The sequence below is a fragment of the Shewanella oncorhynchi genome, from assembly GCF_012584455.1.
Classification (GTDB): domain Bacteria; phylum Pseudomonadota; class Gammaproteobacteria; order Enterobacterales; family Shewanellaceae; genus Shewanella; species Shewanella oncorhynchi.
Genome location: NZ_JABAEB010000010.1, coordinates 123,165 through 146,529, shown reverse-complemented (window position 1 = coordinate 146,529; position 23,365 = coordinate 123,165). Strand labels below are relative to the sequence as shown.

The following is a 23,365-nucleotide window of genomic DNA, read 5'->3' as shown; positions in this document are numbered from 1 at the left end:
GCCGCTACGACGTAGTGGAGGATAAGATGGCATTAAGTGAAGCAGCAGTAAAAGTACAAGCCGCGTTATTAGAACGTGGACTTGAAACCCCAATGCTCCCAAGCGTTTACAGCAGTGAAGAACGTAAAGACAAGATTGAACATCATATGAAAGAAATCCTGACATTAATGTCATTGGATCTGTCAGACGATAGCCTTGCCGATACGCCGCGCCGCATTGCTAAAATGTACGTCGATGAAATCTTCTCCGGCTTAGATTATGCGAACTTCCCTAAGATCACGGTTATCGACAATAAGATGGGCTTCGATGAAATGGTGCGAGTGCAAGACATTAGCCTCACCAGCACCTGCGAACACCATTTAGTGACGATCGATGGCACAGCCACCATAGCTTATCTACCACGCAAAAAAATCATTGGTTTATCAAAGATTAACCGTATTGTGCGTTTCTTTGCTCAACGCCCTCAGGTACAAGAGCGTTTGACTCAGCAAGTGTTAGTCGCGCTGCAAACCTTACTCGAAACCAAAGACGTTGCCGTTAAAATGGATGCCGTGCATTACTGTGTAAAATCCCGTGGCGTGATGGACTCCACCAGTTCGACCACTACCACAGCGCTGGGTGGTATTTTCAAATCTAACCCCGCGACCCGCGCCGAGTTTTTGCACCAGTCCAAATAAATGTATTGAAACTTAACGCTATTTAAAACGTGTCGAAATCAATAGCAATCAATACAGCTCAATAAAAAAACGCTGCGATTCCTTCTATAGAATCGCAGCGTTTTTTGTTTTCATACCCACTCAATCAAACCCTTCTCAACCTAGCTAAGATCAATGCTGGCTGATTAACTGATTTCACCAAACCTGCGATAGCCGCTTGATCAATACCAGCGGCCAAACACTAGACTTAAATCCCGTATTGCTCGCGGTACTGGCTCACGGCGGCAAGTTGCACTTCCATCCCTGGCTTTTCAGACAGATAACTGATTAGGTCGGCGAGTTTAATAATTGCCACTATGCCACAACCAAAATCACGCTCAACTTCTTGGATGGCCGATAACTCGCCCTTGCCTTTCTCTTGCCTGTCTAAAGCAATCAACACACCGGCTAATTGTGCCTTATGGGCTTCGATGATTTCCATCGACTCACGAATTGCAGTACCTGCGGTGATCACATCATCCACCAACATAACGCGGCCTTTCAGCTCGCTTCCGACTAAGCTGCCACCTTCGCCGTGATCTTTTTTCTCTTTGCGGTTAAAGCAGTAAGGGATATCGATATCGTGGTGTTCACACAGGGCAACTGCTGTAGTGGTCGCAATCGGAATACCTTTGTAAGCAGGGCCAAACAGCAAGTCGTAATCAATACCTGAATCCACTAACGCAGCGGCATAAAAACGGCCCAGACGCGCTAAATCACGGCCAGTATTGAACAAACCCGCATTGAAGAAATAAGGACTGATACGGCCCGATTTAAGGGTAAATTCGCCAAATCGCAACACCTGACGTTCTAGGGCAAATTCAATAAACTCACGTTGATAAGCTTTCACAATATCTCCTTACGACTTTGTCTTTTATTGGTTTTTTATTATTGGTAATTTTTATTCGGTACAGGGCTTGCACTACACTAGCATCTTGCTGCAGATAAAAAGCTGCAGTTAATAAAAAGCCCCGCACTCTATAACATGACGGGGCTTTTTCATCACCACAATATTAGTTCAGTGCGGCTTTCTGCACATCGACGATTTCACGAATACTGTTCTTCGCCAATGCCAACAGTTCAAGTAATTCTTCGTGGCTGAATGGCTCGCCTTCGGCGGTGCCTTGAATTTCGATGATCTTGCCCGTTTCTGTCATCACCACGTTCATGTCAGTTTCAGCGGCGCTGTCTTCGATATATTCTAGATCGCTTATCGCTTCACCCTTGTAAATACCGACGCTGACAGCAGCGATAAGGAATTTCAGCGGGTTAGATTTAATGATGCCTTTACCACGCGCCCAGTTCAACGCATCCACTAAGGCCACACAGGCGCCAGTGATAGAGGCAGTGCGTGTGCCACCGTCAGCTTGGATCACATCACAGTCGATCACGATAGTGTTTTCGCCTAGGGCTTTCATATCCACACAGGCGCGTAGGGCACGACCGATAAGACGTTGAATTTCTTGCGTACGGCCAGATTGCTTACCGCGAGCGGCTTCACGATCCATACGGCTATGGGTCGAACGTGGCAACATGCCGTATTCCGCCGTCACCCAGCCTTGACCCTGACCTTTAAGGAAACGTGGCACACCTTCAGTAAAACTGGCGGTACAAAGCACTTTCGTTTCGCCAAATTCCACTAACACAGAACCTTCGGCATGGGCCGTAAACTGGCGAGTGATAGTGATGGGACGAGTTTGTGCTGGCGTTCTGTTACTTGGACGCATGCGAGATTCCTGTATTCTGAGTCATTGACCGATTTTGGCTGCATATTATAAGGGCTTGAGCCTTAGGATGCCATGCTTAGGGTGATTCTCTGGCAAACTCATCACACAAACACCTAATCCCGGTCGCTATTGGCGGTATGCCTTTAATCCTAAAGCCATTGACTCTATAATCGCCTCTCATTATGACGATTACACCATTAGGACAACCCATGATCCAAAGCATGACAGCCTACGCTCGCATCGAGCACAAAGCACAATGGGGCACTGCCTCCTGGGAAATTCGCTCAGTCAATCAACGTTATCTCGAAACTTACCTACGTTTACCCGAGCAATTCCGCAGCTTCGAACCCGTACTGCGCGACCGCCTTCGTAAACGTTTAAGCCGCGGCAAAGTTGAAGTCAATTTGCGCTACGAGTTGGCAGACAACAGCAATAACGAGCTGCAGTTGAATCAAGCGCTAGCAAAACAGTTATTAGGCGCCGCCACTTGGCTCAAGCAAGAAGCGGGACAAGGCGATGTCAATCTGACCGACATCCTGCGCTGGCCGGGCGTACTAGCGAGCGGTGAACAAGATATGGATGCCATCGGCGCAGATCTGATGACAGCCTTCGACTCAGCCATAGATCAATTCATCGAAGCCCGTGGCCGTGAAGGTGAAGCCATCAAAGACATGCTGTTAAGCCGCTTAGACGGAGTCAGCGAGCAAATCGCCGTCGTACGCGAGCACATGCCAACGGTAATGCTGTATCAACGCGAAAAGCTCACCAACCGCCTTGCAGAAATCAAAGGTGAACTCGACCCAGCCCGCATCGAGCAAGAAATGGTGCTTCTGGCTCAGAAACAAGATGTCGCCGAAGAAATGGACAGACTCGAAGCCCATGTAGCCGAAGCTCGCCGTATCCTCAAAAAAGGCGGCAGCGAAGGTCGCCGTTTAGATTTTATGATGCAGGAATTCAACCGCGAATCGAACACACTCGCCTCTAAATCCATCAGCACTGAAATCACTTCAGCCGCAGTTGAACTTAAAGTGCTGATTGAGCAAATGCGCGAGCAGATCCAAAACGTTGAGTAATGATAGTTAACGCGTTTTAGATACCAAAAAGCCCTTAATTTAAGGGCTTTTTGTATTTTATGGCACTGAGGGAATATCAGTTAAAGCACTCACTCTTAGCCAAAAATATCGAGTGCGAAGTGCTGAACTAGGCTCAGTGATAAGCCGCTTACGGTAACAGGATTTTTTGCAGCTCTTGGTGCGAGCTCACTTGATAGTGCGGGGCGATACCGGCGGGTACATCGTGGCCGTGGACGTTATACCAACAAGTATGAATACCTGCATTGATGCCGCCTTGGATATCTGAATGCGGGTTATCACCGACCATGAGCACAGCATCGCGCTCAGGATGGCCCATGAGTTCGAAAGCATGTTCGAAGATGCCAACATCAGGTTTGGCTATGCCGACTTTTTCTGAAATCACTAAAATATCAAAATGATGCTGTAAGCCTGTACGCTCTAATCGCACGGTTTGTAGCTCAGTGAAACCGTTAGTGATGATGCCTAATTTGGCCTTACCTTGGAGCGCGGCTAATAACTCGCGGGCACCAGGTAGCGGTGAACAAATTTCGGCCATTGCCGATAAAAAAGCGCTATTGAGTGTCATGGCCGTGACAGATAATTTGGCAGCCCAAGGCTCGAAACGTATGGTTTGTAACTCGGCGGCAGTTATCTTGCCATCTTGATAATCAACCCAAAGTGGTTTGTTAACTAACTGATACTCATCAAAATCGGCTTGGGTAAAATCGACCCCAAACTCACTAAACATCAATTTAAGCCCTTTTAAGGCATCGAAATAAAATAGGGTTTCATCGGCATCGAACAAAATCCATTGGTAAGGCAAGGACATAGGAACTCTCTTTCTGACAAAATAGCTAAGACCCATCCCATGCCGTTCAGTGGCATCGAGAATGGTACATCGGCGATTGCGGCAACACTGTGGCTAACTACCTAGCAGTAATCAAGATAAGCGATAAACATGAGCGATGAGCGCGAAAATAACTAGGCTTCACAGTCAACACCCGCAATCAGCAAGTGCATTAGTCTACCTTGCATCAAGGGCGATGATAACCACGATAATAAAAACTGACTGTTGAGGTATCATCAACAATAATGGCAGGGGAACGCGATAATCTAAGGACACCATGGAGCACTTTTCGGCATTACCTATCTTTGTCACGGTCGTGGAATGCGGTAGCTTTTCGCTTGCAAGTCAAAAGCTTGGACTGAGTAAATCGGCGGTGAGTAAACGCATTACCCTATTAGAACAAAGTCTGGGTATTCAACTTTTGCACCGTACCACTCGCAGCTTAAGCCTTACCGAAGCGGGCGCCCGCTATTTTGACTATGTTCGTCCTGCCGTTAAACTCGCAGCAGACGGCTTGGACGCCATTTCTGAGCTACAACAAGCGCCTAAGGGCAGTCTGCGCATCGCAGTTCCTATGGTATTTGGGCGCTTACATATCGCCCCTTTAATCCCCGAGTTTCTACGCCGTTATCCGAAAATACAGCTACAAATGCAGATGGATGATAAGACAACCGATTTAATTGCTGGCGGATTCGATCTGGCGATTCGCATCGGCGAACTGCCAGATTCAAGCCTGATTGCCCGTAAAGTTGCCCCTTGTTTAAGTGTGATTTGCGCCTCACCCGAATATATTGCTCGCCACGCTGCGCCACAAACGCCGCAGCAACTCAGCCAACATAACTGTTTGTTCTACTCATATTTTCGTGATGGTGTTGAATGGACCTTCTTAAGCCCGCAGGGCCCAACTCGTATCCAGCCGAACGGTAACTATCAAGTCAACAATAGTGATGCCATCTACCAAGCCACACTCGATGGTTTAGGCATAGCCAACCTGCCCCATTTCATGGTCGACACCGACTTACAAGCAGGCCGCCTACAAGCCTTGCTCACAGATCATCCCCTCCCCGAACATGACATTTACGCGGTTTATCCACAGCGAAAACATTTGCCGACTAAGGTGAGTGTATTGATTGAATTTTTGATAGAGAAGCTGGCGAGTGGCAAGTTAGGGTAAATTTTCACTTGTCAGTAATGAGGAAGGACAACTCCCTTTCACCCCCTATGAAAAATAAACAATAGACCAGAGACCATCAGACTGACTCTCTCGAGCGGCTGAAAGCGGATCATTTGAACAATCCGATTTATGTTTTTAATCAAGACTACACTTGCATTTTTAGCCACTATTTATACGCTACAACGTATACAAACAAATTATACGCTGTAACGTCTTAAACATTGACTATACGCTATAGCGTGTTAAGTTATGTTTATACTTTAAAGCGTATTGGGAAATAATGGGAATTCAAGATGAAGATCACCACAACCAAACAGCTTAGCGCTTATATACAAGATGTTCGCCAATCACAGGGACTCTCCCAGGCAAAAATTGGTGAGAAAATTGGCTTACGCCAAGGCACAATTTCCAACTTCGAACAGAATCCCGACAGCACTAAACTTGATACATTTTTCAAACTCTTATCAGCCCTCGAACTCGAAATAGAACTCAAACCTCGCAACGCGAGTGACAGTGATACAGGCCCATCTAACAATAAACAATGGGCTCAGGAGTGGTAATGGCAGCACTTGACGTTTATATGAATGGCTTTCTAGTCGGTACTTTCTCTAAAGAAGAGACAGGAGCCCATCGATTTCAATACAATAGCGACTGGCTGACTATTCCAGGAAATCGCCCCATATCGTTGTCTATGCCTCTACGCCAACGCCATTATCAGGGCAATGAAGTTTATAACTTCTTTGATAACTTACTGCCTGACTCACCGGAAATTCGCCAGCGTATCCTCGCACGCTATCAAGCTAGTTCAACCCAACCATTCGATTTACTGACGAAAGTCGGCCAAGATAGTGTCGGAGCCTTGCAACTGGTACCACAAGGTATTGAACCCGAAGACATTAAAAAAATTGAATGTGAACCACTTGATGACGCAGCCCTAGTACGGGTCTTAGCAGGTTACCAATCCAAGATCCCATTAGGCATGCTCGAAGAATATGACGATTTTCGGATCTCAGTTGCTGGAGCACAGGAAAAAACCGCCCTGCTGAAATATGATGGTCAGTGGTGTTTACCCCATGGTTCAACGCCAACCAGTCACATAATCAAACTCCCTATCGGCCAGATAGTCACCCATTCCCACACCTTAGATCTATCGGACAGTGTCGAAAACGAGTACCTGTGCATGTCTATTGCTCGAGAATATGGTTTACCAGTTCCCGATTGCGAAATCCTTAAGGTTGGGAATATCAAGGCGCTCGCTGTTGAACGCTTCGATCGCCGCTACGCAGCGGACAATAGTTGGCTGATGCGTCTACCACAGGAAGATTTTTGCCAAACCCTCAATATCCCCTCAGCGAGGAAATACGAGAACCAAGAGGGACCAGGCATTAGCGAGATAATGTACGTATTGATGGGATCGCTTGCCCCAGAAAGAGATCGGCGCATCTTCATGAAAGCACAAGTGTTATTTTGGTTACTGGCGGCGACAGACGGCCACGCTAAAAACTTTTCGCTATTTATCAGGCCCGAAGGAAAATACGAGCTTACCCCACTCTACGACATCATCTCCGTTTATCCAGTGCTGGGTGGTACAGGACTTAACATCCGCGATGCGAAACTGGCCATGGGACTGACAGCCACTAAAGGGAAAAAATACCAGATTGAACAAATCTTTCCCCGCCATTTTCTCGCTACGGCAAATCGAGTCGGCTTTAGTCAACAAGCCATGAACGAGCTTCTTGAGGAGTTTGTTGAAAAAACGCCTATGGTTATCCAACGGATACAAGCGCAACTGCCAGATGATTTCCCCCCACATATCCAGCACAGCATCCTGAACGGGTTAGAGCATAGGGTAAGGCGACTGCTATAACAGCGCTCAAATAGTGATGCCATCCACCAAGCCACACTCGATGGTGTAGGCATAGCCAACCTACCCTGTTTCATGATCGACGCCGACTTACAAGCAAGCCGCCTACAAGCCTTGCTCTCAGACCATCCCCTCCCCGAACATGGCATTTATGCGGTTTATCCGCAGCGGAAATATTTGCCGACTAAGGTGAGTGTATTAATTGAGTTTTTGATGGAGTTGTTAGTAAAGAGATTGGGCAATGATTAGATAGGGTTAACGATAAAAACGGCTTTAAAAAAGGGTTATGACGAATACAAACACAAAGCGAAAAAAGACTAACTTAAAATGGACTTAAATCAAATAAAGCAGCACGTTAAATAGCCTGCCCAACTATAATTATAGTCAGTCTAACTGGCAATTTAAGGCAGAAATATGAGCGCTTATCATCAAACATTTGGCTATGAATTCGATCTTGGTTTCGACCTGAGCCAATACCCATTTCTTATCGACAAAAGCTACCAAAATGACATGTGCCCCAGCTTTTATTTCAAACGAAAAAGCGACTACTTTATTCTTTGGGTAGACTATGCCGACCCCATCTGTCGCGAAGAGGATTATCCCCGCTACACCATCATTTCAGCCGTAAATGACGGCGACAATCTACACCCAGAAATCCGTACCGCTTCTCAGCCAACACTGCAGCTTGAATTTGAACTGCCAAGTGAACTGATTGATTATCTAGAGCAGATAAAACTACAACTGAATGCCAAAGTATTACCAATTCAAGTCTAGGTCGGTATAGAGCTGATAAGCTTCTTTCACATCATCCCAATGGCTAATTTGTTGCAAATACTCTGCTTTAGTAAGCTTAAATTGGAAATCCTCCGAATACAGTTTTTGGATTGGAGTCATTAACACTTCAGGCTCACCAACAAAATCAAACACCCAATAATGGTGATTGTCATTACTAAGCTTTCCAGTTAACTGCCGATCAATATCATGCCTTGGTAGTAACTTTACATTCGCAACACGATATAGAAATTTACCCAATTGATTCGGGTCTGATGGATTAACACGTACTGTCAGTAACAGGTAGCGAATTTCACGCACAATATTACGATGGACATTCTGCCGATTAGTCGCCAAAAGCTGAGTATGATAGCCCAATAATTTACCTGTTTTAGCCTTAGTTAAATAACTAGCATCACGTCCAATCTCATTTATCGGCGCCACCATTGTCAGCCCATAATGACGAACCAGATTGCCGCCATATGGCGCTATCCGTGCAGAGTCCTCAACAAAGTAATAATCATTTGATCGAGGATCTCGGTAACTTGTTTTGATACCTAACTTATTCGTTAAGTAGCTTCGCAGCCATTGATTGTGCGAATTTGATGATTCCGCTGATGGTAATAAAGCAAATGCACCAATGCCAATCTCTTTAATAGCCTCATCGTAAGGATTTTGCTGAGTAGTTTGGTCGAAAAAGCCAGGATACAAAGCAAATGCTCCCATTACAGGGCGGCTTTTTAGTGGCCTTTCATTCATCATTTTTTGCTGGTGAATAATGGCATCACGGTAACGATGCATTTGATTAATCGCATCTTCTGGTACATCGTCTTGTTCCTTACCCAATTGCTTAGTATCAATTCGATACTTAGCATCGAACAAAATCAAAAATGATTCACTGTTAGCAAGTGTCACCCTTAACACAATATCAGGGCGCTGATTTGCCGACCAAGTACGATTTTCTTTCCCTTCTGGTGAAAAAGAAGGTTCATGGGCAAGCTCAATGATCATGCCATCACTTTGGCGATAATAAACAAAAGCAGCAGCCATGATGTCTTCAGGAAATTGACGTTCAAACTGCACCTTTTTCAAGCTGCTTAACTTCTTTTCTTGCAACTGAAAGCCGAAGCTTTCAATCACGGTTTTTACTTCTAGGAAGCACCAAACCTCATAAATATCTGCTACAGACTTAATCGACAACTGCGCCTCACCATTATTGTTATCTAAATAATGCCTTAACTGTTGCCACACTTTATAGACTTTCGAATAGCCAGCGCCCTGCTGTAACACCTTTGACTCACTACTTTGCCCTGCAAACGCCCCAACCTCTTGCCATAGCTGATGCTTAGCATGTTTTGATACCTGCCCAAGCCAAGCATCTAAAGTTTGCAAAAAAGAGTCTGACGCTTTGGCCTCTTTACTCGTGCGAATACCTGCTATCAATTTCGTCAAATTAGCTTGGGTTCGCTTTAGTACCATTTTAATAAAGCGATTTTCAGGAGTGTTAATATTCAGACGCTGCTGGGCAATCCCCATACGGCTTGATAGACGTTTTGAAGCAAGTAATTCTTTTGCTTGTTCTTGCTGTTTAGCACTGAGTTTTTTGTGAATGCGATCTAGCTGCTTTTGCAGGGTAAAAGACTGCAAACGATTGTGTGGCGCATGTAGAATTCGATTAATACCTTGATTAAAATCAACTACTAATCGCTCAAATTGCGCTAACCAAAATAGCTCGAACGACTCAGATTTATGGCTCAATTTGCCTTGGGACTGACTGGTTTTACTACTAATGGTATATCGCCATAGTGGATAAATCTGATCAATCTGCCTGTTCATCAGAGTAAGATCTTGGCTTTGCACCATTTTGGTTGCCAGCACGGTAAACTGTACAGGCACCGATTTATGCACGCCATCAACGATATATTTAATTTGAAATGCACAACGGCCGATATCATTGCCAAAATTGATCATGGCTTGCAGCATTTTTCGTCTCGGGCTGAGCATAAAACCTTGCTCGATTAGATTGTACTTATGACTTACTGCTGCCGTATTGATGTCAACGCTGTCTTTAAATTCAATTTCAAACCAATACTGACGATTCTCAAAAAAGAATGGCTCAACCAAGCTGGCTTCTGTATCCGTTGCCACCAATTTGTCGCCCACGAAAACAGCAATATCCTCAGTCGGCAGGCTGAATGAGCGCTTCGCATAAGTGCTGGCCAGCTGCTTTCTTGGCTTATCTAACCCTTCCGCAGAAACATAGAATTCAAAGTCATCATGGGTTACATGCAAGGTTTCACGCGTTTGTTGCGCCATTAATCAATACCACCCAACAATCCGTTTAGGTTAAGGCCAAAAAGACGTAAAACCACTTTCTAGCAGTTTTCTCATGCGCACTAATTTAGTCGCAGAGCGACAGGCCACCATGACAGTTTCATCAGGCTGCTCGATCACTTCACGCAACAAATCAGGCCGCGTCCCCTGCCAAATATTCGCTAATTTATCTGCGAGCACCGTTTCTAGCTGCTCCAATAGATTCTGCTCGCTATTTCCGACCAGTTTGTCATCATCGCCTTCAATGCGCGGCAACACTTTGCACATTAAAAAATCGTCAAACACAGCGGTTAATTCAAGCTCCGTTTTGGGTGAAAAACTAATCACAGCGAGACAAAGCTCATTGAAAGCACGAAAAGCCAATTCAAATGGGGTTTGCTTTAATACAGCATTGATCGCATTAAAGAACGCTGTAGTTTTCGATGCATCACAATCGGCAGTAACCGATGCAAACATTGGCAACTTGGCTTGGCTATATAACGGATAACTTAACGCCTTTGGTTTGTGTTTAGGCGCAAAAAATTCTTCCGTTTTATTTGGAAAAAACTCACCAAAATCAAAGCTCAATGCTCGATCGATTACTTTACGCGAAAAGCCATGAGTGGTTTCATCCATATTAACCGTACCTGCTACCATCAGGTTAAATGGAATACCTAAACCATATTGGCAAATAATATCCCACAGCTCGTTATATTCTTCGCTGCCAAAACCCAATTCCTTGCGTAGTTTATCTTTATCAGCCACGTCGTTAATGGTGGTGGGTTTTAATAACGCATCACTGCTGTAGGTAAAACTGTCATCCGCCCAGCGCCATTCACGGGTTTCAAGTACTGATAAGTAATCCGCAAAATACTGCTCGACAGGGGCTAGGTTCATTTCATCCAAACACAGCCAATAGGGCAACACCTGTTCAAGAGCATCACGCTCACCGGTTACGACTAAACGTTTACCCTGTTCTTCAATGTCCTGAACTTCAATACTTAAGCCACGATCAGCAATACCACGCCATGCTTTAGCGATAAACTGCAATACATCGGTGGTAATATATTCGGCTGCGCCATTTAAGCGCGAAATATATCCCAGCAAATCGCTAGGCTCATGCCAATCGGGACGTACCGAGGTTAAACAATAGGTTTCAGCAAGACTACCTGTAGCCTTAGCTTGCTCACGCACAAAACGGGTTTTACCTGTGCCTGAGATGCCAGCTAGAAGGAGGAAGGGTTTGGAAACTTCAACACTTAGTCGCGTTATTTGTTCTGAAGGTATTGAATTAGATAATGTGTAGAAATACGTTCGAATTTCATCATATAAATCTTTATTTTGTACAAGCGAATATACTAAGTCACCAAAAATGCTAGATGAGGAATTTGGTAGATTAACCATAGTTAGAACAATAGAACCAAAGCAATCCTCATTTGAGCGGACGCTTACTTTCCCAGCATCACTTTTATTAAAGATTGATTTTCCACCAAGTCTATATTCGTTTTTTTCGCCTTTTTTCTTTGGAAAAGAGATAAATTGAGCAAGTAGTTTAACATCGTATTCATCTAGTAAACCTAAAGCCAGTAATTTTGCTTCAATCTCTTCTACATTTTCAGAAAATAGGTCTGTCAAATTTATTGATGTTCTAATTTCATCCAAAACGTTAAAGTAAGCCATAACATCGAAAGCAGCATCATAAATTTCACAAGCAAATCGAAAAATCTGATTTGGCATTACAGCGTAATTTGTTGCACTTGTATTAGAAAATGCAGTGTAAGGATTAACAGTAAGTTTTCCTGCTAAAATTCGTCCTTCTATCTTATCCCTAAGATTTGCAGGTAGCTTAATTTCTTTCAGAGTATTGGTATTCACTACAACGTAAGAGCTGTTACCACTATATTTCCTTAAATCGATTAACATTAAGCATCCTTATAGATATTCTGATATGCAATTTGCTATTGCGCTAATAACATCAACAGTAACACTATTTCCAAACTGTTTATATGCTTGAACTTTTGAAGAGCTAGGCTCAAATTCATCAGGAAAACCCTGTAATCGAGCAGCCTCTCTTGGACTAATCTTCCTAGGGTTCTTTCCAACCTGATCAATCAAAACTTCGCTACCATCTTTGTAATATCTTGCTGAGATAGTATTGGTGTAAGGTGATTCTTCTGTAACTAAGCCAAAACCAAAGCCTTTGCCATTTTTTTTGTTTTCAATTTTTCTACGTTGATGACCTTCCCATAGCCTATCCGAAATAGTTAATTTAGGATCTGGATTTTCCTCTAACTTGTCACCAACTTTAACTTCAATGCCTAGTGGTTTTGGATATTCAAACTTATCAACCTCGCCATCACGCCATAAAACAATATAGATGCGCTGTCTATTCTGAGGAATTCCAAAGTCCACTGATTTAAGAACCATTTCTTTGGCTAAGGTTTGAATTTCCTTTGTAGATCCATGCTCAATAACATTTTTCGGAATATTACAGCTATATCCTATCTTGGTTAGCATTTTTAAAATTACTTTGAGCGTGTAACCTTTATCATGGCTAATTAACCCCTTCACATTTTCTAGCAGTGCAAACTTAGGCTTTTTCGTTTCTAGAATGTTGGCTATGTCATGAAATAGAGTGCCTCGGGTATCTTCAATCCCTAGTTTAAGACCTGCATGCGAAAATGGTTGACATGGGAAGCCAGCCAAAAGAACGTCGTGTTCAGGGATTTCACTTGCGGGGATCTTTGTAATATCACCAAATGGAACCTCGCCATGATTATTTTTGTAGGTTTGCTGAGCATGCTTATCAAATTCTGAAGAAAATACACAAACACCGCCATTTTGTTGAAAACCGAGCCTTACGCCACCGATCCCCGCAAATAAGTCGATAAAGCGAAATTGACTGTCAAAATCGGGCTTTAACTTTAGCGTTCCGAACACTTCATTAAAAAATGCGTCTCGCGTTGTGTATAAACCATTTTTTTGTAACTGGCTTATTACGACTTTTTTGAGCTGTTCTGGCTTTGCTAATTTAGGATTACAGTAAAACTGGCTATCGGTTGCAATGGCATGTAACCATTGATCAATTACCGCTTCAACGTCACTGCCTTGTGGAACATGCTCAAGTGCTACTGGCTTAATAAGTACTTCGGCTTGTAGAAGGACGTTGGTTTTATTGTTCATTATTAACTACTACTATAAATTCTTGATGGATGACTTTAGGGCGAAGCATGGTTTTTGTGCTTTGCATTTCAACTAAGTTGTACTTGCCCAATGTTTTCAGTGTTCTCGACACATTACTTACCGCTCGTCCTGTAAGCGCGGCCAATTTAGTAACCGATTGCGGCTCTTGCTCGGCAATCACTTTTAGCAGCTGCTGGTTTTCTTTTGATAGCACATTGGCAACCGATTTAAGCGAATCGAACCAGATATCAACAGGGAAATCGGGATCGGGCATTTGACCTTTAATGCCTATTACGCAACGCGATTGTTTGACGTTTTTCATTGTTTACTCGGATAGCTTACTCGAATACTGTGCTCGCTTGATTCCCTACATAAGCGGCACTCATTCACTTTTTACACTCGTTGCGTTTTCATTTACTGAGGCCTTCATTTAAAGCTCAACGCCCCAGAGTCTATGAGTGTATCGAAAGCGCTTTGCCAATCAAAAGACTGTACGCTTATACATAAGCGGCATATCTTATCAACTGCTGATAGTAGCGCAAGGTGATTTTCCGTTTACGCCAACCTTGGCAGCTTTCTGAGGGTATAGGTAACCATCAACCCACTGATTTTCTACATGCCCCAAGTAAGAACAGCATTATGAGCATCACACAATGAGTCAATTAACAAACCTATTCGCCTCACAAAATGAGGCAAATAATACAAGTAATCGCCTCACCTTGCCCAACTGCTTCTAGCATAAAGGGATTTATGCTGTTGATTGCCTCTACAACCCAATACCGACGCAACGCCAGCTTTGCGCTGCCAAAACCTGTGCACTGCGATATACTGCCAACGTTGATAAAACGCTAATGTTAAACCCCAATTTACCTACCCATCGCGACCACGCTGACAAGAATGCCGAGCCAAATCCATGCCTGATAACGCAACTATTGCCACCCTTCCCGATTCTCAAGGGCATAAACATCGTGCAGATGTGCAGCTCAATCAGCCACAGTGCGATTCGACTAAACCAAATGAAATCAGGCTAAGCTTACTCGCGCCGAATGCAACCAAGCCTAGTGCAGTCGAGCCAAATGCAATTAAGCATGAGTCGGTTGTTGCCGAGCAAAAACAGAAGGTTTTTATCATAGGTTTGCCACGTACGGGCACCACGAGTGTGAGTGTGGCGCTGTTGGAGCAAGGGCTAAAAGTGGCGCACATGGCCTTTACTAAACAGGCATTTATGCTGGCCGATGCAGTGTCTGACACGCCTTGTTTCAGCGATTATCAGCAGTTGGATTTATTATTTCCCGAGGCTGTGTTTGTCTATCTCGACCGCGATATCAATACTTGGTTGCCTTCAATGCAGATGTTACTTGGTAAAATGGCGCCCCATTTGGATGAAAAAACGGGCCGCTTCCATCCAATATTAAAGCGCAGTTTTAGGCATACTTTCGCCATAGATAAAGTGGCGGAACCTGCCAGCAGTGAGCACTTAATTGCTTGTTATCAAAAGCATCAGCAAGAAGTGTTCGCTTACTTTAATGGGAGGGAAGACTTTATTTCAATCGATGTTAGCCATGCAGGAAGCTTAAGTCAGTTACTGCAATTTTTGGGAATAGAAGCAAACGCGAAGAATAGCGATGTTACATTAGGTTTAAGCGAGCCGCTGAGTTTCCCTAAACTTAACGTGGGCCGCAACGTGGCAAGTTGGGGCGAATATAAACACCCCAACAAGGTCAACACCAATAGCGCAGGCCCACAAAGCCGTAAGTTTTTCGACTACACGCTTTAACAATGCATTGGATCAGTACACAAATACCAATGCACAGATATCCAAGCGCTGAATTAAAAATTAGCTTTAAGCACAGCCTCTTGGTCGAGCAAGCTTTGGTACAAGGTAAACTGGTTGGCGGCGCGGTCTAAATTATGGCCTTCGCGGTGGATGTGGAAATACACATCACCGTTAAGATAATCCGTTAAAAAACGCACACCTATCATCAAACAAATCACCCGAGCACCGAGCCACAGACTGCGCTTTTCGTCTTCCGTTAAAACGTCACCCAACTCGCTCAAGTAGCCACGGCAAATCGCGGCGAAGATGTCTTGGCGAACTTGGACTTTATCCAAGGCCGTAGAGTCTTCCTCCTCTGGCGAGCAGAAAGTGCGTACCATGTCGCCGAAGTCATACATCAGATGACCTTTCATACAGGTATCTAAATCGATAATCGCCATGCTGGACATGTCGCGTTTATCGAAAAGCATGTTATTAATTTTAGTGTCGTTATGACAAATTCGTAGCGGCAGCTTTGGCGATATTTCTGCAAGTTCATCCAGCAAAGCCTGCTGAGATAACGCGTAATCGACCCAATGACGGCAGAGCGCTAAGCGATGTTGACTATCGAGTTCAGCGGCCTGCTTTAGTAAGGCCATGCGTCCCGGTAAATGGTGAAATTGAGGGATCACATCTTCAAGCTCTGTCGCATCAAAATCACTCAAGGCAGAGGCAAAATGCCCAAAGGCCTTAGCCGCCATTTCCGCTTCTTGTTCCGACTTAACCACTTCAATGCTAAGACTATGGGGCAAGTAACTGATCGCACGCCAAAATCCTTGCTCGCCTAAATCGATAGCCAGCTCACCCTCTTGGGTTAAACATGGGCTAACGACTTTAAGGCCGTATTGTTGCTGTAATGACTTAGCGCATAAATGATGGCTAATTTTATCGGCATTGCAGACCAAAGCGTTGGGTGTTTTAAATACCTCAGTGTTAATTCGCTGCAATACCAATTCGCCCGCAGGCCAGCGCACTAAAAGGGTGTCATTGATGTGGCCATTACCGAGGGCAGAAATTTTCGCCTCGGCAGATTCAATACCAAAATGAGGCAACACTGACTGCCTGATGAGTTTAATCACTCAATAACTCCGTTAATTTTTGTTTTACCCAGACAGTGTCCTGCGGATAAGTCACGCCAAGCCATGGCTCACAGGCAACATCGACATACACAGGCAAACCTTGCTCAATTCCCGCTTGTACTATGGCGGGTAAATAGCATTCAGACTTAGGTTGTTGACCCTGTTGCCCGATAAATTCGGTTAATTCACGTTTAATAACATCAAATATGTTTGGGGAGAAGCCCCAGCATGTCATAGAGACCAAGGAGTGCGCCGGCAAATTAGCATGACCCTGTGGGCCATCACCCATTAAATGGCCTGCTTGCTCGGCGATATTGAGCCATTCGGCGACCGATTTAAGCTGACCATTTTCAACCTGACACAGACCACGGTTAACACCACCGTGTTCCGACAACGTGAGTTCTATGGGATAGGCCACCATCATCCACTCAGTTGGCCTCATGCTTAAGCCTTTGGCTAAGGAAGCAAAAGCGCTATCACCATAAAAATCATCGGCATTGATAACGGCCATTGGCCCTTTAACAAGATGGCGCGCACTCCAGAGTGCATGGGCCGTCCCCCAAGGTTTAAGCCTGTGGCTAAGTTCCGCCAACTGCGCCGCTTCGGGTAAATCCGTTAAGACTTGATAGCAAAAATGATATTCAAAATCGGCTGGCAAAAATCGTGTCAGGATCTCAGTTAATTCACTTTCTAACTCTGGACGGATCACCAGCACAGCACGCTGAAAACCACTGCGAATGGCCGACATGATTGATAGCACCAACATGGGTTCACCCGCGGGGCCGAGTGCCGCCAATTGCTTATCGCCGCCGAAACGACTACCTAGCCCCGCAGCCATAATGACTAAGGTCAATTCTGTATTCATGCTGGATTGATATATTCAGTTCAAATTTAAAGATGTTTCCCCAAACCGCAGTGACCTAAACAACCTAAAGTACGGTTTGAGAAAAAGAGGAGCAAAAGTGTAATCTACCCCTCTAATTGTGACTAGCATTTAAGCAGAATTTTTATCGACTTAGCAGCAGACTTTTTAACGAGCAATATAATCGCCAAAGGTGCGATTTTGTTCCAATATCGCTTGGCTGCCCTTAAGACTGAACTTATAACCACACAGGCTAATATTACCTCGACGGGCGAGGTCAATAATGATGGCCTGAGTGTCGAGTGGTGAGAATCGCGCCTCTGAAGCGGAATCCGCTTTCAGATCCACAGTCACAGGGCGATAGTCAGTGCCATTGTTAAAGGATAAGACGCTGCAAGTTTTATCTCCCTTTGCCGTCGCTAAGGACCACAGGTTTTGTGCTTTACCTTTCTCACCGAGCCAACGCATGATCAAGATGTCATCCTCCAGCGCCACAGAAAAACCGTCCGGTAACGCGAGCGTCACCCGCTCACCCGCATAGGGCGCAATCGCGTTAACCGTGACAACTTCTGCACCATCACCCGTTTCTGCGTCGCCATTTGGCCAAAGGCCCCACACCAAGGCAATCAAGAGCACCACGCAACAGCCAATTCCTGCTGGGCGCCAATAACGGCGTTCCACTTTCGGCAGTTTAATCTTAGGCAACACCAAAAAACGCTTTAGTGGCGCCAAAAACTCAAATAAACCGCGAAATAGCTCAGTCATCGAACCAGAATCTTTTGCTTCGGCGCGGCGCTGACGCACTTCTTCGGCATGATCTCTATCGTTAAAGCTGTCAGGCTCGTCATCTTCTTCGGCGGTAAAACGCCAACCGGGTTCAACACTACGCTCGGCAGGATCTAATTGCGCCGCAGTAAAGTCGACATGTTTCAAATCAACATTGTCCACATCGACATCAATCAACTCAATGTGGGTCTGTTCAACGCGGCTAGTATTAGCAGGACGGAAATCCGCATGGCTGTCTGGTATCACAAAATCGGCAGGATTCTGCGTCATTCGAGTTAACGCATCAAAGCGCAGCTCATCTTGACGCAACGCCTCTCGCTCTGCCTCCGCCGCGCTAACACTCGGCTCAACCCTCGGCGATGTTAAAACAGATTCAACATGGGTAGACAAATCGACCTCTGGCTCAGACACAGTCTCAGCACTAATGGTTTGGGCATGAAGCTGATCAACATGCGGCTCATGCCTTTCAGCTTGAGGTTGTGCTTGAATGTGAGAGGTAGATTTTGCCGATTGTCTTACGGCAACGTCTTGAGCAACAATAGGTTTAGGGTCAATGATGTTAGGATCTATGGCAGTTTTAGATGCCATGGCTTTAGGGTCTATAGTATTAGGATCTATGGTTTTAGGTGCGATGGTTTTAGGAACGATAGTCGGTTCCACACGGCGCCTAGGCATTGCCTGTGATGTTGGTGCATCCAGCTCAGGACCGAAATAACCGTAGCGATAATCCACTATCGTTGGTGCAGGAAAGCGCCAGCCCCAAAATGTCAGTCCCGCGGCTAACACTAAACTCAATCCAATTAAGGCAATATGCACATCGGCCGCTAACAGGCCGATGAAAATTATTAACGGCAATAGAAATACGCCAATCAAGCCTTTTGACTTATCGGCATCGGCCAAACGACGCAAGCTGGTGAGCCCTAATAAAGGTAGACCCAACAATGCCAGCAAATACATCAGAAAATTAGCCCCAAAAGCAGCGGCGGCAAATGCAATACAGACGTAAACGCCAACACTGATTGCGACAAAACGGGGACGAGAATCACGCCCGTGAAGGCAGAAAAGAGATTTTAACAGCACGACCCTTCCTTTATTGTTGTAAAAACGAGATACAAAAAGACACTCATTGCCTTATTCGCACGAGCGTAACCAATTTACCCGCAATTGTCAGTGCCTACGACCCAAGTCGGATAAAAATGCACATAATATCGAAGTAAATCTAAAATAGGCTTAAATTGCCAGCCAACAAGCCCTAGTATTTCTATGGTCAAAATCGGTATAATGCTCGGCTTTCTGGGCCCTTCTTGCGTTAACCCATTGGATATTTAGCTCATGACCGCACGCGGAAATTTATTTATTGTGTCGGCGCCAAGTGGCGCAGGTAAATCCTCGTTGATTTCAGCCTTGCTTAAAGACAAGCCAGCCGACATGCAGGTTTCGGTATCTCATACCACCCGCGCACCACGCCCAGGTGAAGTTGATGGTCAACACTATCACTTCGTTAATGTTGAGCAATTCAAAGCCTTAATTGCTGAAAATGCCTTTTTTGAATGGGCAGAAGTGTTTGGCAATTACTATGGTACCTCGCGCCATGTGATCGAGCATACGCTCACCCAAGGTATCGATGTTTTCCTCGATATCGACTGGCAAGGTGCCGAACAAGTTAAAGCCGTGATGCCAGAGGCCGTTGGTGTGTTTATTCTACCACCCTCGAAAGCCGAGCTAGAGCGCCGCCTCACAGGTCGCGGACAAGACAGTAGCGATGTTATCGCCAGCCGTATGGCACAAGCCGTATCGGAAATGTCCCACTATAAAGAATATGATTTTATTATCGTCAACGACGATTTTGACACTGCCTTAGCCGATTTGCGTGCCATCATTCGCAGTCAGCGCTTAACAGGTGCTAGTCAGATCCACGCGCAAAATGATATGCTTCACGATCTGTTGGCAGGATAGCTGTCATAGTGTACAATTTTGCGTCATTTTTTCCCTAGATAAACTGGAGTTTCAACACATGGCTCGCGTAACTGTAGAAGACGCCGTAGAACAAATCGGCAACCGTTTTGATATGATCTTGGTTGCGGCGCGTCGTGCTCGCCAAATCGCCGTGCAGGGTAAAGACCCTATGGTTGAAGAGATGAACGACAAACCCACGGTTATCGCCCTGCGTGAAATCGAACTAGGTTTAGTTAATGCTCACACCTTAGATGCCGATGAGCGTCAAACGGTACGTGAACGTGAAGCCGCTGAAATTGCAGCGGTTGCAGCCATTGCTGAAGGTCGTTCATTATAGTTTTTGAGTAAAAACCTATTTAGGTAAAAGGAGAGCTGCCACTTGTATCTGTTTGAAGGTCTAAAGGAGTCTGCTTCCGGTTACTTAGAACCTGAACAGGTAGAATTGCTCAAGCAGGCGTACCAGATTGCGCGCGATGCCCACGAAGGGCAAATGCGCACGAGTGGCGAACCTTATATTACTCATCCGGTTGCGGTTGCCCGCATCCTTGCTGACATGCGTCTTGATCATGAGACGCTGATGGCAGCACTGCTCCATGACACCATCGAAGATACCCATGTCACCAAAGACGATTTAGCCGAACTATTCGGTGTCGCGGTGGCCGAACTCGTCGAAGGCGTGTCAAAACTCGATAAGCTTAAATTTCGCGACAAGAAAGAAGCTCAGGCTGAAAACTTCCGTAAAATGATGATGGCGATGACGCAGGATATCCGCGTTATCCTCATCAAGCTTGCCGATAGAACCCACAACATGCGTACCTTAGGTGCACTGCGTCCCGACAAACGTCGCCGTATCGCCCGCGAAACCTTAGAAATCTACGCGCCCATCGCTAACCGTCTTGGTATCCATAACATCAAGACAGAGTTAGAAGACTTAGGTTTCCAAGCTTATTATCCCATGCGATATCGAGTGCTTAAAGAAGTCGTTAAAGCCGCCCGTGGCAATCGCAAAGAATTGATCCAAGGCATCGAAGCCGCTGTGTATACGCGCTTAAACGATGCGGGTATTCCAGGAAAAGTCAAAGGTCGCGAGAAAAACCTCTACTCCATCTATAACAAGATGCAGAGTAAAGAACTGCAATTCCAAGAAGTGATGGATATCTACGCCTTTAGGGTGATAGTCGATTCCATCGACACTTGTTATCGCGTACTCGGCGCCATGCATGGACTGTACAAGCCTCGTCCCGGTCGTTTCAAAGATTATATCGCTATCCCTAAAGCCAACGGTTATCAGTCTCTCCATACCTCTTTATTTGGTCCACATGGCGTGCCCGTTGAGATCCAAATTCGTACCGAAGATATGGACCAGATGGCCGACAAAGGGGTAGCAGCACACTGGGCCTACAAAGGCGGTGCACAAACAGGCCAAGGCACGACGACTCAAGTGCGTGCCCGTAAGTGGATGCAAAGCTTGTTGGAGCTACAACAAAGCGCTAGCACCTCATTCGAATTCGTTGAAAACGTGAAGACTGAACTCTTCCCTGAAGAGATTTATGTGTTCACCCCTGAAGGTCGCATTCTGGAATTACCCGTCAATGCCACCGCGGTAGACTTTGCCTACGAAGTGCATACTGATGTGGGCAATACCTGCGTCGGTGCCCGCGTTAACCGCCAAGCGTATCCGCTTAGCCAACCGTTAATTTCAGGTCAAACCGTTGAAATCATTACCGCTAAAGGCGCCCGTCCTAATGCCGCTTGGCTGAACTTTGTGGTAACCGGTAAAGCTCGCGCTAAAATCCGCCAAGTGCTGAAAAGCCTTAAGGGTGATGATGCGATTGCGCTTGGTCGCCGCCTGCTCAACCATGCGCTAGGCAAAACTAAACTCGATAGCATTGCGCCTGAGCAGATTGAAAAAGTGATCCGCGATACTAAACATACGACGCTCGATTCGCTGCTCGCCGACATCGGCCTTGGCAATGCCATGAGTATTGTTATCGCCCAGCGTTTGATTGGCGATAATCTTGAGAATCAAGAAAGTCGCGACGGCCACATGATGCCAATTCGTGGCGCCGAAGGCATGCTCGTTACCTTCGCTAACTGTTGCCGCCCTATCCCAGGTGATGCCGTGATAGCCCACGTGAGCCAAGGTAAGGGCTTAGTGGTACACATGGAAAACTGCGCCAATATTCGTGGTTATCAAGGCGAGCCAGACAAGTATATTCCCGTACAATGGGATAATGTTGAAGGCGTTGATTATCAAGCCAATCTGCGGGTGGAAATTGTTAACCACCAAGGTGCACTGGCGAAGATCACCTCGATCATTGCCGCCGAAGGTTCAAACATTCACAACCTCAGCACTGAAGAACGTGATGGTCGCGTGTATTTGATCAACCTGCGGATTTCGGTGAAAGACAGGATCCATTTAGCCAACGTGATGCGCCGAATTAGGGTACTGCCCGAAGTACTGCGCACGTCCCGTAACCGTTAATTAACTCAACACTAAAGAGAGCGTCATGGCAGAAAAAATCATCATAGCGACCGAAAACGCCCCAGCGGCCATAGGCACGTATTCACAAGCGGTTAAAGTCGGCAGCACAGTGTATTTATCTGGCCAGATCCCGCTCGTGCCAAGCACAATGCAAATTGTCAGCGATGATTTTGAAGCACAAGTCGTGCAAGTATTTGAAAACCTAACGGCGGTTTGTGCTGCTGCGGGTGGTTCAATCAACGATATCGTTAAGCTCAACATCTTCCTGATTGATTTAAGCCACTTCGCTAAAGTGAATGAAATCATGAGCCGTTACTTCAGCCAGCCATACCCTGCCCGTGCTGCTATCGGCGTGAAGCAATTGCCGAAGGATTCTCAAGTTGAAATGGACGGCGTGATGGAGCTGTAAGCGCTAGCATTTCACCTTCTATAAACAAAAAGGCGCTACGGCGCCTTTTTGTTGCCAACACAATCCCCCCCGCTCGCCACTCTCTTCATCTTGCTTTCATACCAATCACATTAAATATCTAATCAGTTCAGAGCCTCACAGGCATTTCAATCCAAGGCGCATTGACGCAGAAATGGTTATTCCCTTTTAAGTCAATGCAACACCGGAGTGGGATGCCAGTGTGGCTCCCGAAGGGCGGCTGATGTTTACTACATGGCAACGCGCTTTATACTGCGTTTAAGGCTTTCGACAGAGCACCACTATGCCTTCAAGCCTTCGCCTTGTC

21 protein-coding genes and 1 pseudogene are annotated in these 23,365 nt (G+C 45.6%); 12 read left to right on the top strand and 10 right to left on the bottom strand.

The genetic code is table 11. From position 1 onward, the window contains the following. Window positions 1-26 precede the first annotated feature (26 nt). Complete coding sequence (folE, locus tag HGO26_RS16430) at window positions 27-677, top strand: GTP cyclohydrolase I FolE (RefSeq protein WP_006079864.1); 651 nt, start codon at window positions 27-29, stop codon at window positions 675-677. Window positions 678-903: 226 nt separating this feature from the next. Here the strand turns inward: folE and pyrE are convergent, their stop codons facing one another. Together pyrE and rph are read right to left on the bottom strand one after the other, a co-directional pair. Next, window positions 904-1,545, bottom strand: a complete 642-nt coding sequence (gene pyrE, locus HGO26_RS16425) for an orotate phosphoribosyltransferase (RefSeq protein ID WP_006079863.1) — start codon at window positions 1,543-1,545, stop codon at window positions 904-906. 163 nt (window positions 1,546-1,708) lie between these two features. Beyond that, window positions 1,709-2,422, bottom strand: coding sequence for a ribonuclease PH (rph, locus tag HGO26_RS16420; protein WP_006079862.1), 714 nt, complete (start codon window positions 2,420-2,422; stop codon window positions 1,709-1,711). Window positions 2,423-2,631: 209 nt separating this feature from the next. On the opposite strand from rph, the gene HGO26_RS16415 reads away from it, so the two are divergent. Then, complete coding sequence (locus HGO26_RS16415) at window positions 2,632-3,495, top strand: YicC/YloC family endoribonuclease (RefSeq protein WP_006086670.1); 864 nt, start codon at window positions 2,632-2,634, stop codon at window positions 3,493-3,495. A gap of 148 nt (window positions 3,496-3,643) precedes the next feature. On the opposite strand, the gene yjjG is transcribed toward HGO26_RS16415, so the two are convergent. Beyond that, window positions 3,644-4,324, bottom strand: coding sequence for a pyrimidine 5'-nucleotidase (yjjG, locus tag HGO26_RS16410; RefSeq protein WP_131523988.1), 681 nt, complete (start codon window positions 4,322-4,324; stop codon window positions 3,644-3,646). A 295-nt stretch (window positions 4,325-4,619) separates the two neighbouring features. On the opposite strand from yjjG, the gene HGO26_RS16405 reads away from it, so the two are divergent. The 5 genes and pseudogenes from HGO26_RS16405 (at window position 4,620) to HGO26_RS16385 (ending at window position 8,154) form a co-directional block, all read left to right on the top strand. Continuing rightward, a complete protein-coding gene (locus HGO26_RS16405) occupies window positions 4,620-5,516 on the top strand; it encodes a LysR family transcriptional regulator (protein WP_168826549.1) in 897 nt (298 codons plus the stop codon). Between the two features lie 293 nt (window positions 5,517-5,809). Further along, on the top strand, window positions 5,810-6,076 hold the full coding sequence (locus HGO26_RS16400) for a helix-turn-helix domain-containing protein (RefSeq protein ID WP_168826547.1): 267 nt from the start codon (window positions 5,810-5,812) through the stop codon (window positions 6,074-6,076). Then, a complete protein-coding gene (locus HGO26_RS16395) occupies window positions 6,076-7,383 on the top strand; it encodes a type II toxin-antitoxin system HipA family toxin (protein WP_168826545.1) in 1,308 nt (435 codons plus the stop codon). The genes HGO26_RS16400 and HGO26_RS16395 overlap by 1 nt, the downstream gene beginning before the upstream one ends. Continuing rightward, window positions 7,384-7,629, top strand: a pseudogene (locus HGO26_RS16390) (LysR substrate-binding domain-containing protein); the annotation flags it as partial. It abuts the gene before it with no gap. 165 nt (window positions 7,630-7,794) lie between these two features. Then, complete coding sequence (locus tag HGO26_RS16385; RefSeq protein ID WP_168826543.1) at window positions 7,795-8,154, top strand: hypothetical protein; 360 nt, start codon at window positions 7,795-7,797, stop codon at window positions 8,152-8,154. Here the strand turns inward: HGO26_RS16385 and HGO26_RS16380 are convergent. Genes HGO26_RS16380 through HGO26_RS16365 form a run of 4 tightly spaced genes read right to left on the bottom strand, consistent with a single transcriptional unit; the run spans window position 8,137 to window position 13,969 of the window. Further along, window positions 8,137-10,467 carry a DUF2357 domain-containing protein gene (locus HGO26_RS16380; RefSeq protein ID WP_168826541.1) on the bottom strand — a complete coding sequence of 777 codons (2,331 nt, stop codon included), beginning with the start codon at window positions 10,465-10,467 and terminating at the stop codon, window positions 8,137-8,139. The two genes, HGO26_RS16385 and HGO26_RS16380, sit on opposite strands and share 18 nt — an antisense overlap. A gap of 30 nt (window positions 10,468-10,497) precedes the next feature. Continuing rightward, a complete protein-coding gene (locus HGO26_RS22390; RefSeq protein ID WP_247651573.1) occupies window positions 10,498-12,387 on the bottom strand; it encodes an McrB family protein in 1,890 nt (629 codons plus the stop codon). Between the two features lie 9 nt (window positions 12,388-12,396). Continuing rightward, complete coding sequence (locus HGO26_RS16370; RefSeq protein WP_168826539.1) at window positions 12,397-13,647, bottom strand: DNA cytosine methyltransferase; 1,251 nt, start codon at window positions 13,645-13,647, stop codon at window positions 12,397-12,399. Next, window positions 13,637-13,969: an HVO_A0114 family putative DNA-binding protein gene (locus HGO26_RS16365; RefSeq protein WP_168826537.1), complete on the bottom strand. Its 333-nt coding sequence runs from the start codon at window positions 13,967-13,969 to the stop codon at window positions 13,637-13,639. The genes HGO26_RS16370 and HGO26_RS16365 overlap by 11 nt, the downstream gene beginning before the upstream one ends. A gap of 591 nt (window positions 13,970-14,560) precedes the next feature. Here HGO26_RS16365 and HGO26_RS16360 point away from each other — a divergent pair. After that, window positions 14,561-15,424 (top strand): sulfotransferase, encoded by an 864-nt coding sequence (locus HGO26_RS16360; protein WP_168826535.1) that lies wholly within the window; start codon window positions 14,561-14,563, stop codon window positions 15,422-15,424. Between the two features lie 53 nt (window positions 15,425-15,477). Here HGO26_RS16360 and HGO26_RS16355 read toward each other — a convergent pair whose 3' ends face one another. The 3 genes from HGO26_RS16355 to HGO26_RS16345 all read right to left on the bottom strand — a co-directional run bounded on the left by HGO26_RS16355 (window position 15,478) and on the right by HGO26_RS16345 (window position 19,270). After that, the gene (locus HGO26_RS16355) at window positions 15,478-16,542 is read right to left on the bottom strand and encodes a phosphotransferase enzyme family protein (RefSeq protein WP_168826533.1); all 1,065 of its coding nucleotides are present in this window, start codon (window positions 16,540-16,542) and stop codon (window positions 15,478-15,480) included. Beyond that, window positions 16,535-17,407, bottom strand: a complete 873-nt coding sequence (locus HGO26_RS16350; RefSeq protein WP_168826531.1) for an NTP transferase domain-containing protein — start codon at window positions 17,405-17,407, stop codon at window positions 16,535-16,537. Before HGO26_RS16350 ends, HGO26_RS16355 begins: the two co-directional genes overlap by 8 nt. 165 nt (window positions 17,408-17,572) lie before the next feature. Then, complete coding sequence (locus HGO26_RS16345; RefSeq protein WP_168826529.1) at window positions 17,573-19,270, bottom strand: hypothetical protein; 1,698 nt, start codon at window positions 19,268-19,270, stop codon at window positions 17,573-17,575. 252 nt (window positions 19,271-19,522) lie between these two features. Here HGO26_RS16345 and gmk point away from each other — a divergent pair, with 252 nt between their 5' ends. The 4 genes from gmk to HGO26_RS16325 are packed head-to-tail and all read left to right on the top strand — an operon-like array spanning window position 19,523 to window position 23,040. After that, window positions 19,523-20,146, top strand: a complete 624-nt coding sequence (gene gmk, locus HGO26_RS16340) for a guanylate kinase (RefSeq protein ID WP_105251162.1) — start codon at window positions 19,523-19,525, stop codon at window positions 20,144-20,146. Between the two features lie 58 nt (window positions 20,147-20,204). Further along, window positions 20,205-20,483 carry a DNA-directed RNA polymerase subunit omega gene (gene rpoZ, locus HGO26_RS16335; protein ID WP_007651394.1) on the top strand — a complete coding sequence of 93 codons (279 nt, stop codon included), beginning with the start codon at window positions 20,205-20,207 and terminating at the stop codon, window positions 20,481-20,483. A 42-nt stretch (window positions 20,484-20,525) separates the two neighbouring features. Continuing rightward, on the top strand, window positions 20,526-22,631 hold the full coding sequence (gene spoT, locus HGO26_RS16330) for a bifunctional GTP diphosphokinase/guanosine-3',5'-bis pyrophosphate 3'-pyrophosphohydrolase (RefSeq protein ID WP_105251161.1): 2,106 nt from the start codon (window positions 20,526-20,528) through the stop codon (window positions 22,629-22,631). Between the two features lie 25 nt (window positions 22,632-22,656). Next, complete coding sequence (locus tag HGO26_RS16325; protein WP_105251160.1) at window positions 22,657-23,040, top strand: RidA family protein; 384 nt, start codon at window positions 22,657-22,659, stop codon at window positions 23,038-23,040. Window positions 23,041-23,365: the final 325 nt, after the last annotated feature.

Coding starts and splice junctions, on each gene's coding strand:
- HGO26_RS16385 (WP_168826543.1), top strand. CDS start 7,795: ATGAGCGCTTATCATCAAACATTTGGCTATGAATTCGATCTTGGTTTC.
- HGO26_RS16400 (WP_168826547.1), top strand. CDS start 5,810: ATGAAGATCACCACAACCAAACAGCTTAGCGCTTATATACAAGATGTT.
- HGO26_RS16365 (WP_168826537.1), bottom strand. CDS start 13,969: ATGAAAAACGTCAAACAATCGCGTTGCGTAATAGGCATTAAAGGTCAA.
- HGO26_RS22390 (WP_247651573.1), bottom strand. CDS start 12,387: ATGTTAATCGATTTAAGGAAATATAGTGGTAACAGCTCTTACGTTGTA.
- HGO26_RS16415 (WP_006086670.1), top strand. CDS start 2,632: ATGATCCAAAGCATGACAGCCTACGCTCGCATCGAGCACAAAGCACAA.
- HGO26_RS16350 (WP_168826531.1), bottom strand. CDS start 17,407: ATGAATACAGAATTGACCTTAGTCATTATGGCTGCGGGGCTAGGTAGT.
- rph (WP_006079862.1), bottom strand. CDS start 2,422: ATGCGTCCAAGTAACAGAACGCCAGCACAAACTCGTCCCATCACTATC.
- folE (WP_006079864.1), top strand. CDS start 27: ATGGCATTAAGTGAAGCAGCAGTAAAAGTACAAGCCGCGTTATTAGAA.
- HGO26_RS16380 (WP_168826541.1), bottom strand. CDS start 10,467: ATGGCGCAACAAACGCGTGAAACCTTGCATGTAACCCATGATGACTTT.
- yjjG (WP_131523988.1), bottom strand. CDS start 4,324: ATGTCCTTGCCTTACCAATGGATTTTGTTCGATGCCGATGAAACCCTA.
- HGO26_RS16325 (WP_105251160.1), top strand. CDS start 22,657: ATGGCAGAAAAAATCATCATAGCGACCGAAAACGCCCCAGCGGCCATA.
- HGO26_RS16360 (WP_168826535.1), top strand. CDS start 14,561: ATGCCTGATAACGCAACTATTGCCACCCTTCCCGATTCTCAAGGGCAT.
- rpoZ (WP_007651394.1), top strand. CDS start 20,205: ATGGCTCGCGTAACTGTAGAAGACGCCGTAGAACAAATCGGCAACCGT.
- HGO26_RS16370 (WP_168826539.1), bottom strand. CDS start 13,647: ATGAACAATAAAACCAACGTCCTTCTACAAGCCGAAGTACTTATTAAG.
- HGO26_RS16405 (WP_168826549.1), top strand. CDS start 4,620: ATGGAGCACTTTTCGGCATTACCTATCTTTGTCACGGTCGTGGAATGC.
- HGO26_RS16395 (WP_168826545.1), top strand. CDS start 6,076: ATGGCAGCACTTGACGTTTATATGAATGGCTTTCTAGTCGGTACTTTC.
- gmk (WP_105251162.1), top strand. CDS start 19,523: ATGACCGCACGCGGAAATTTATTTATTGTGTCGGCGCCAAGTGGCGCA.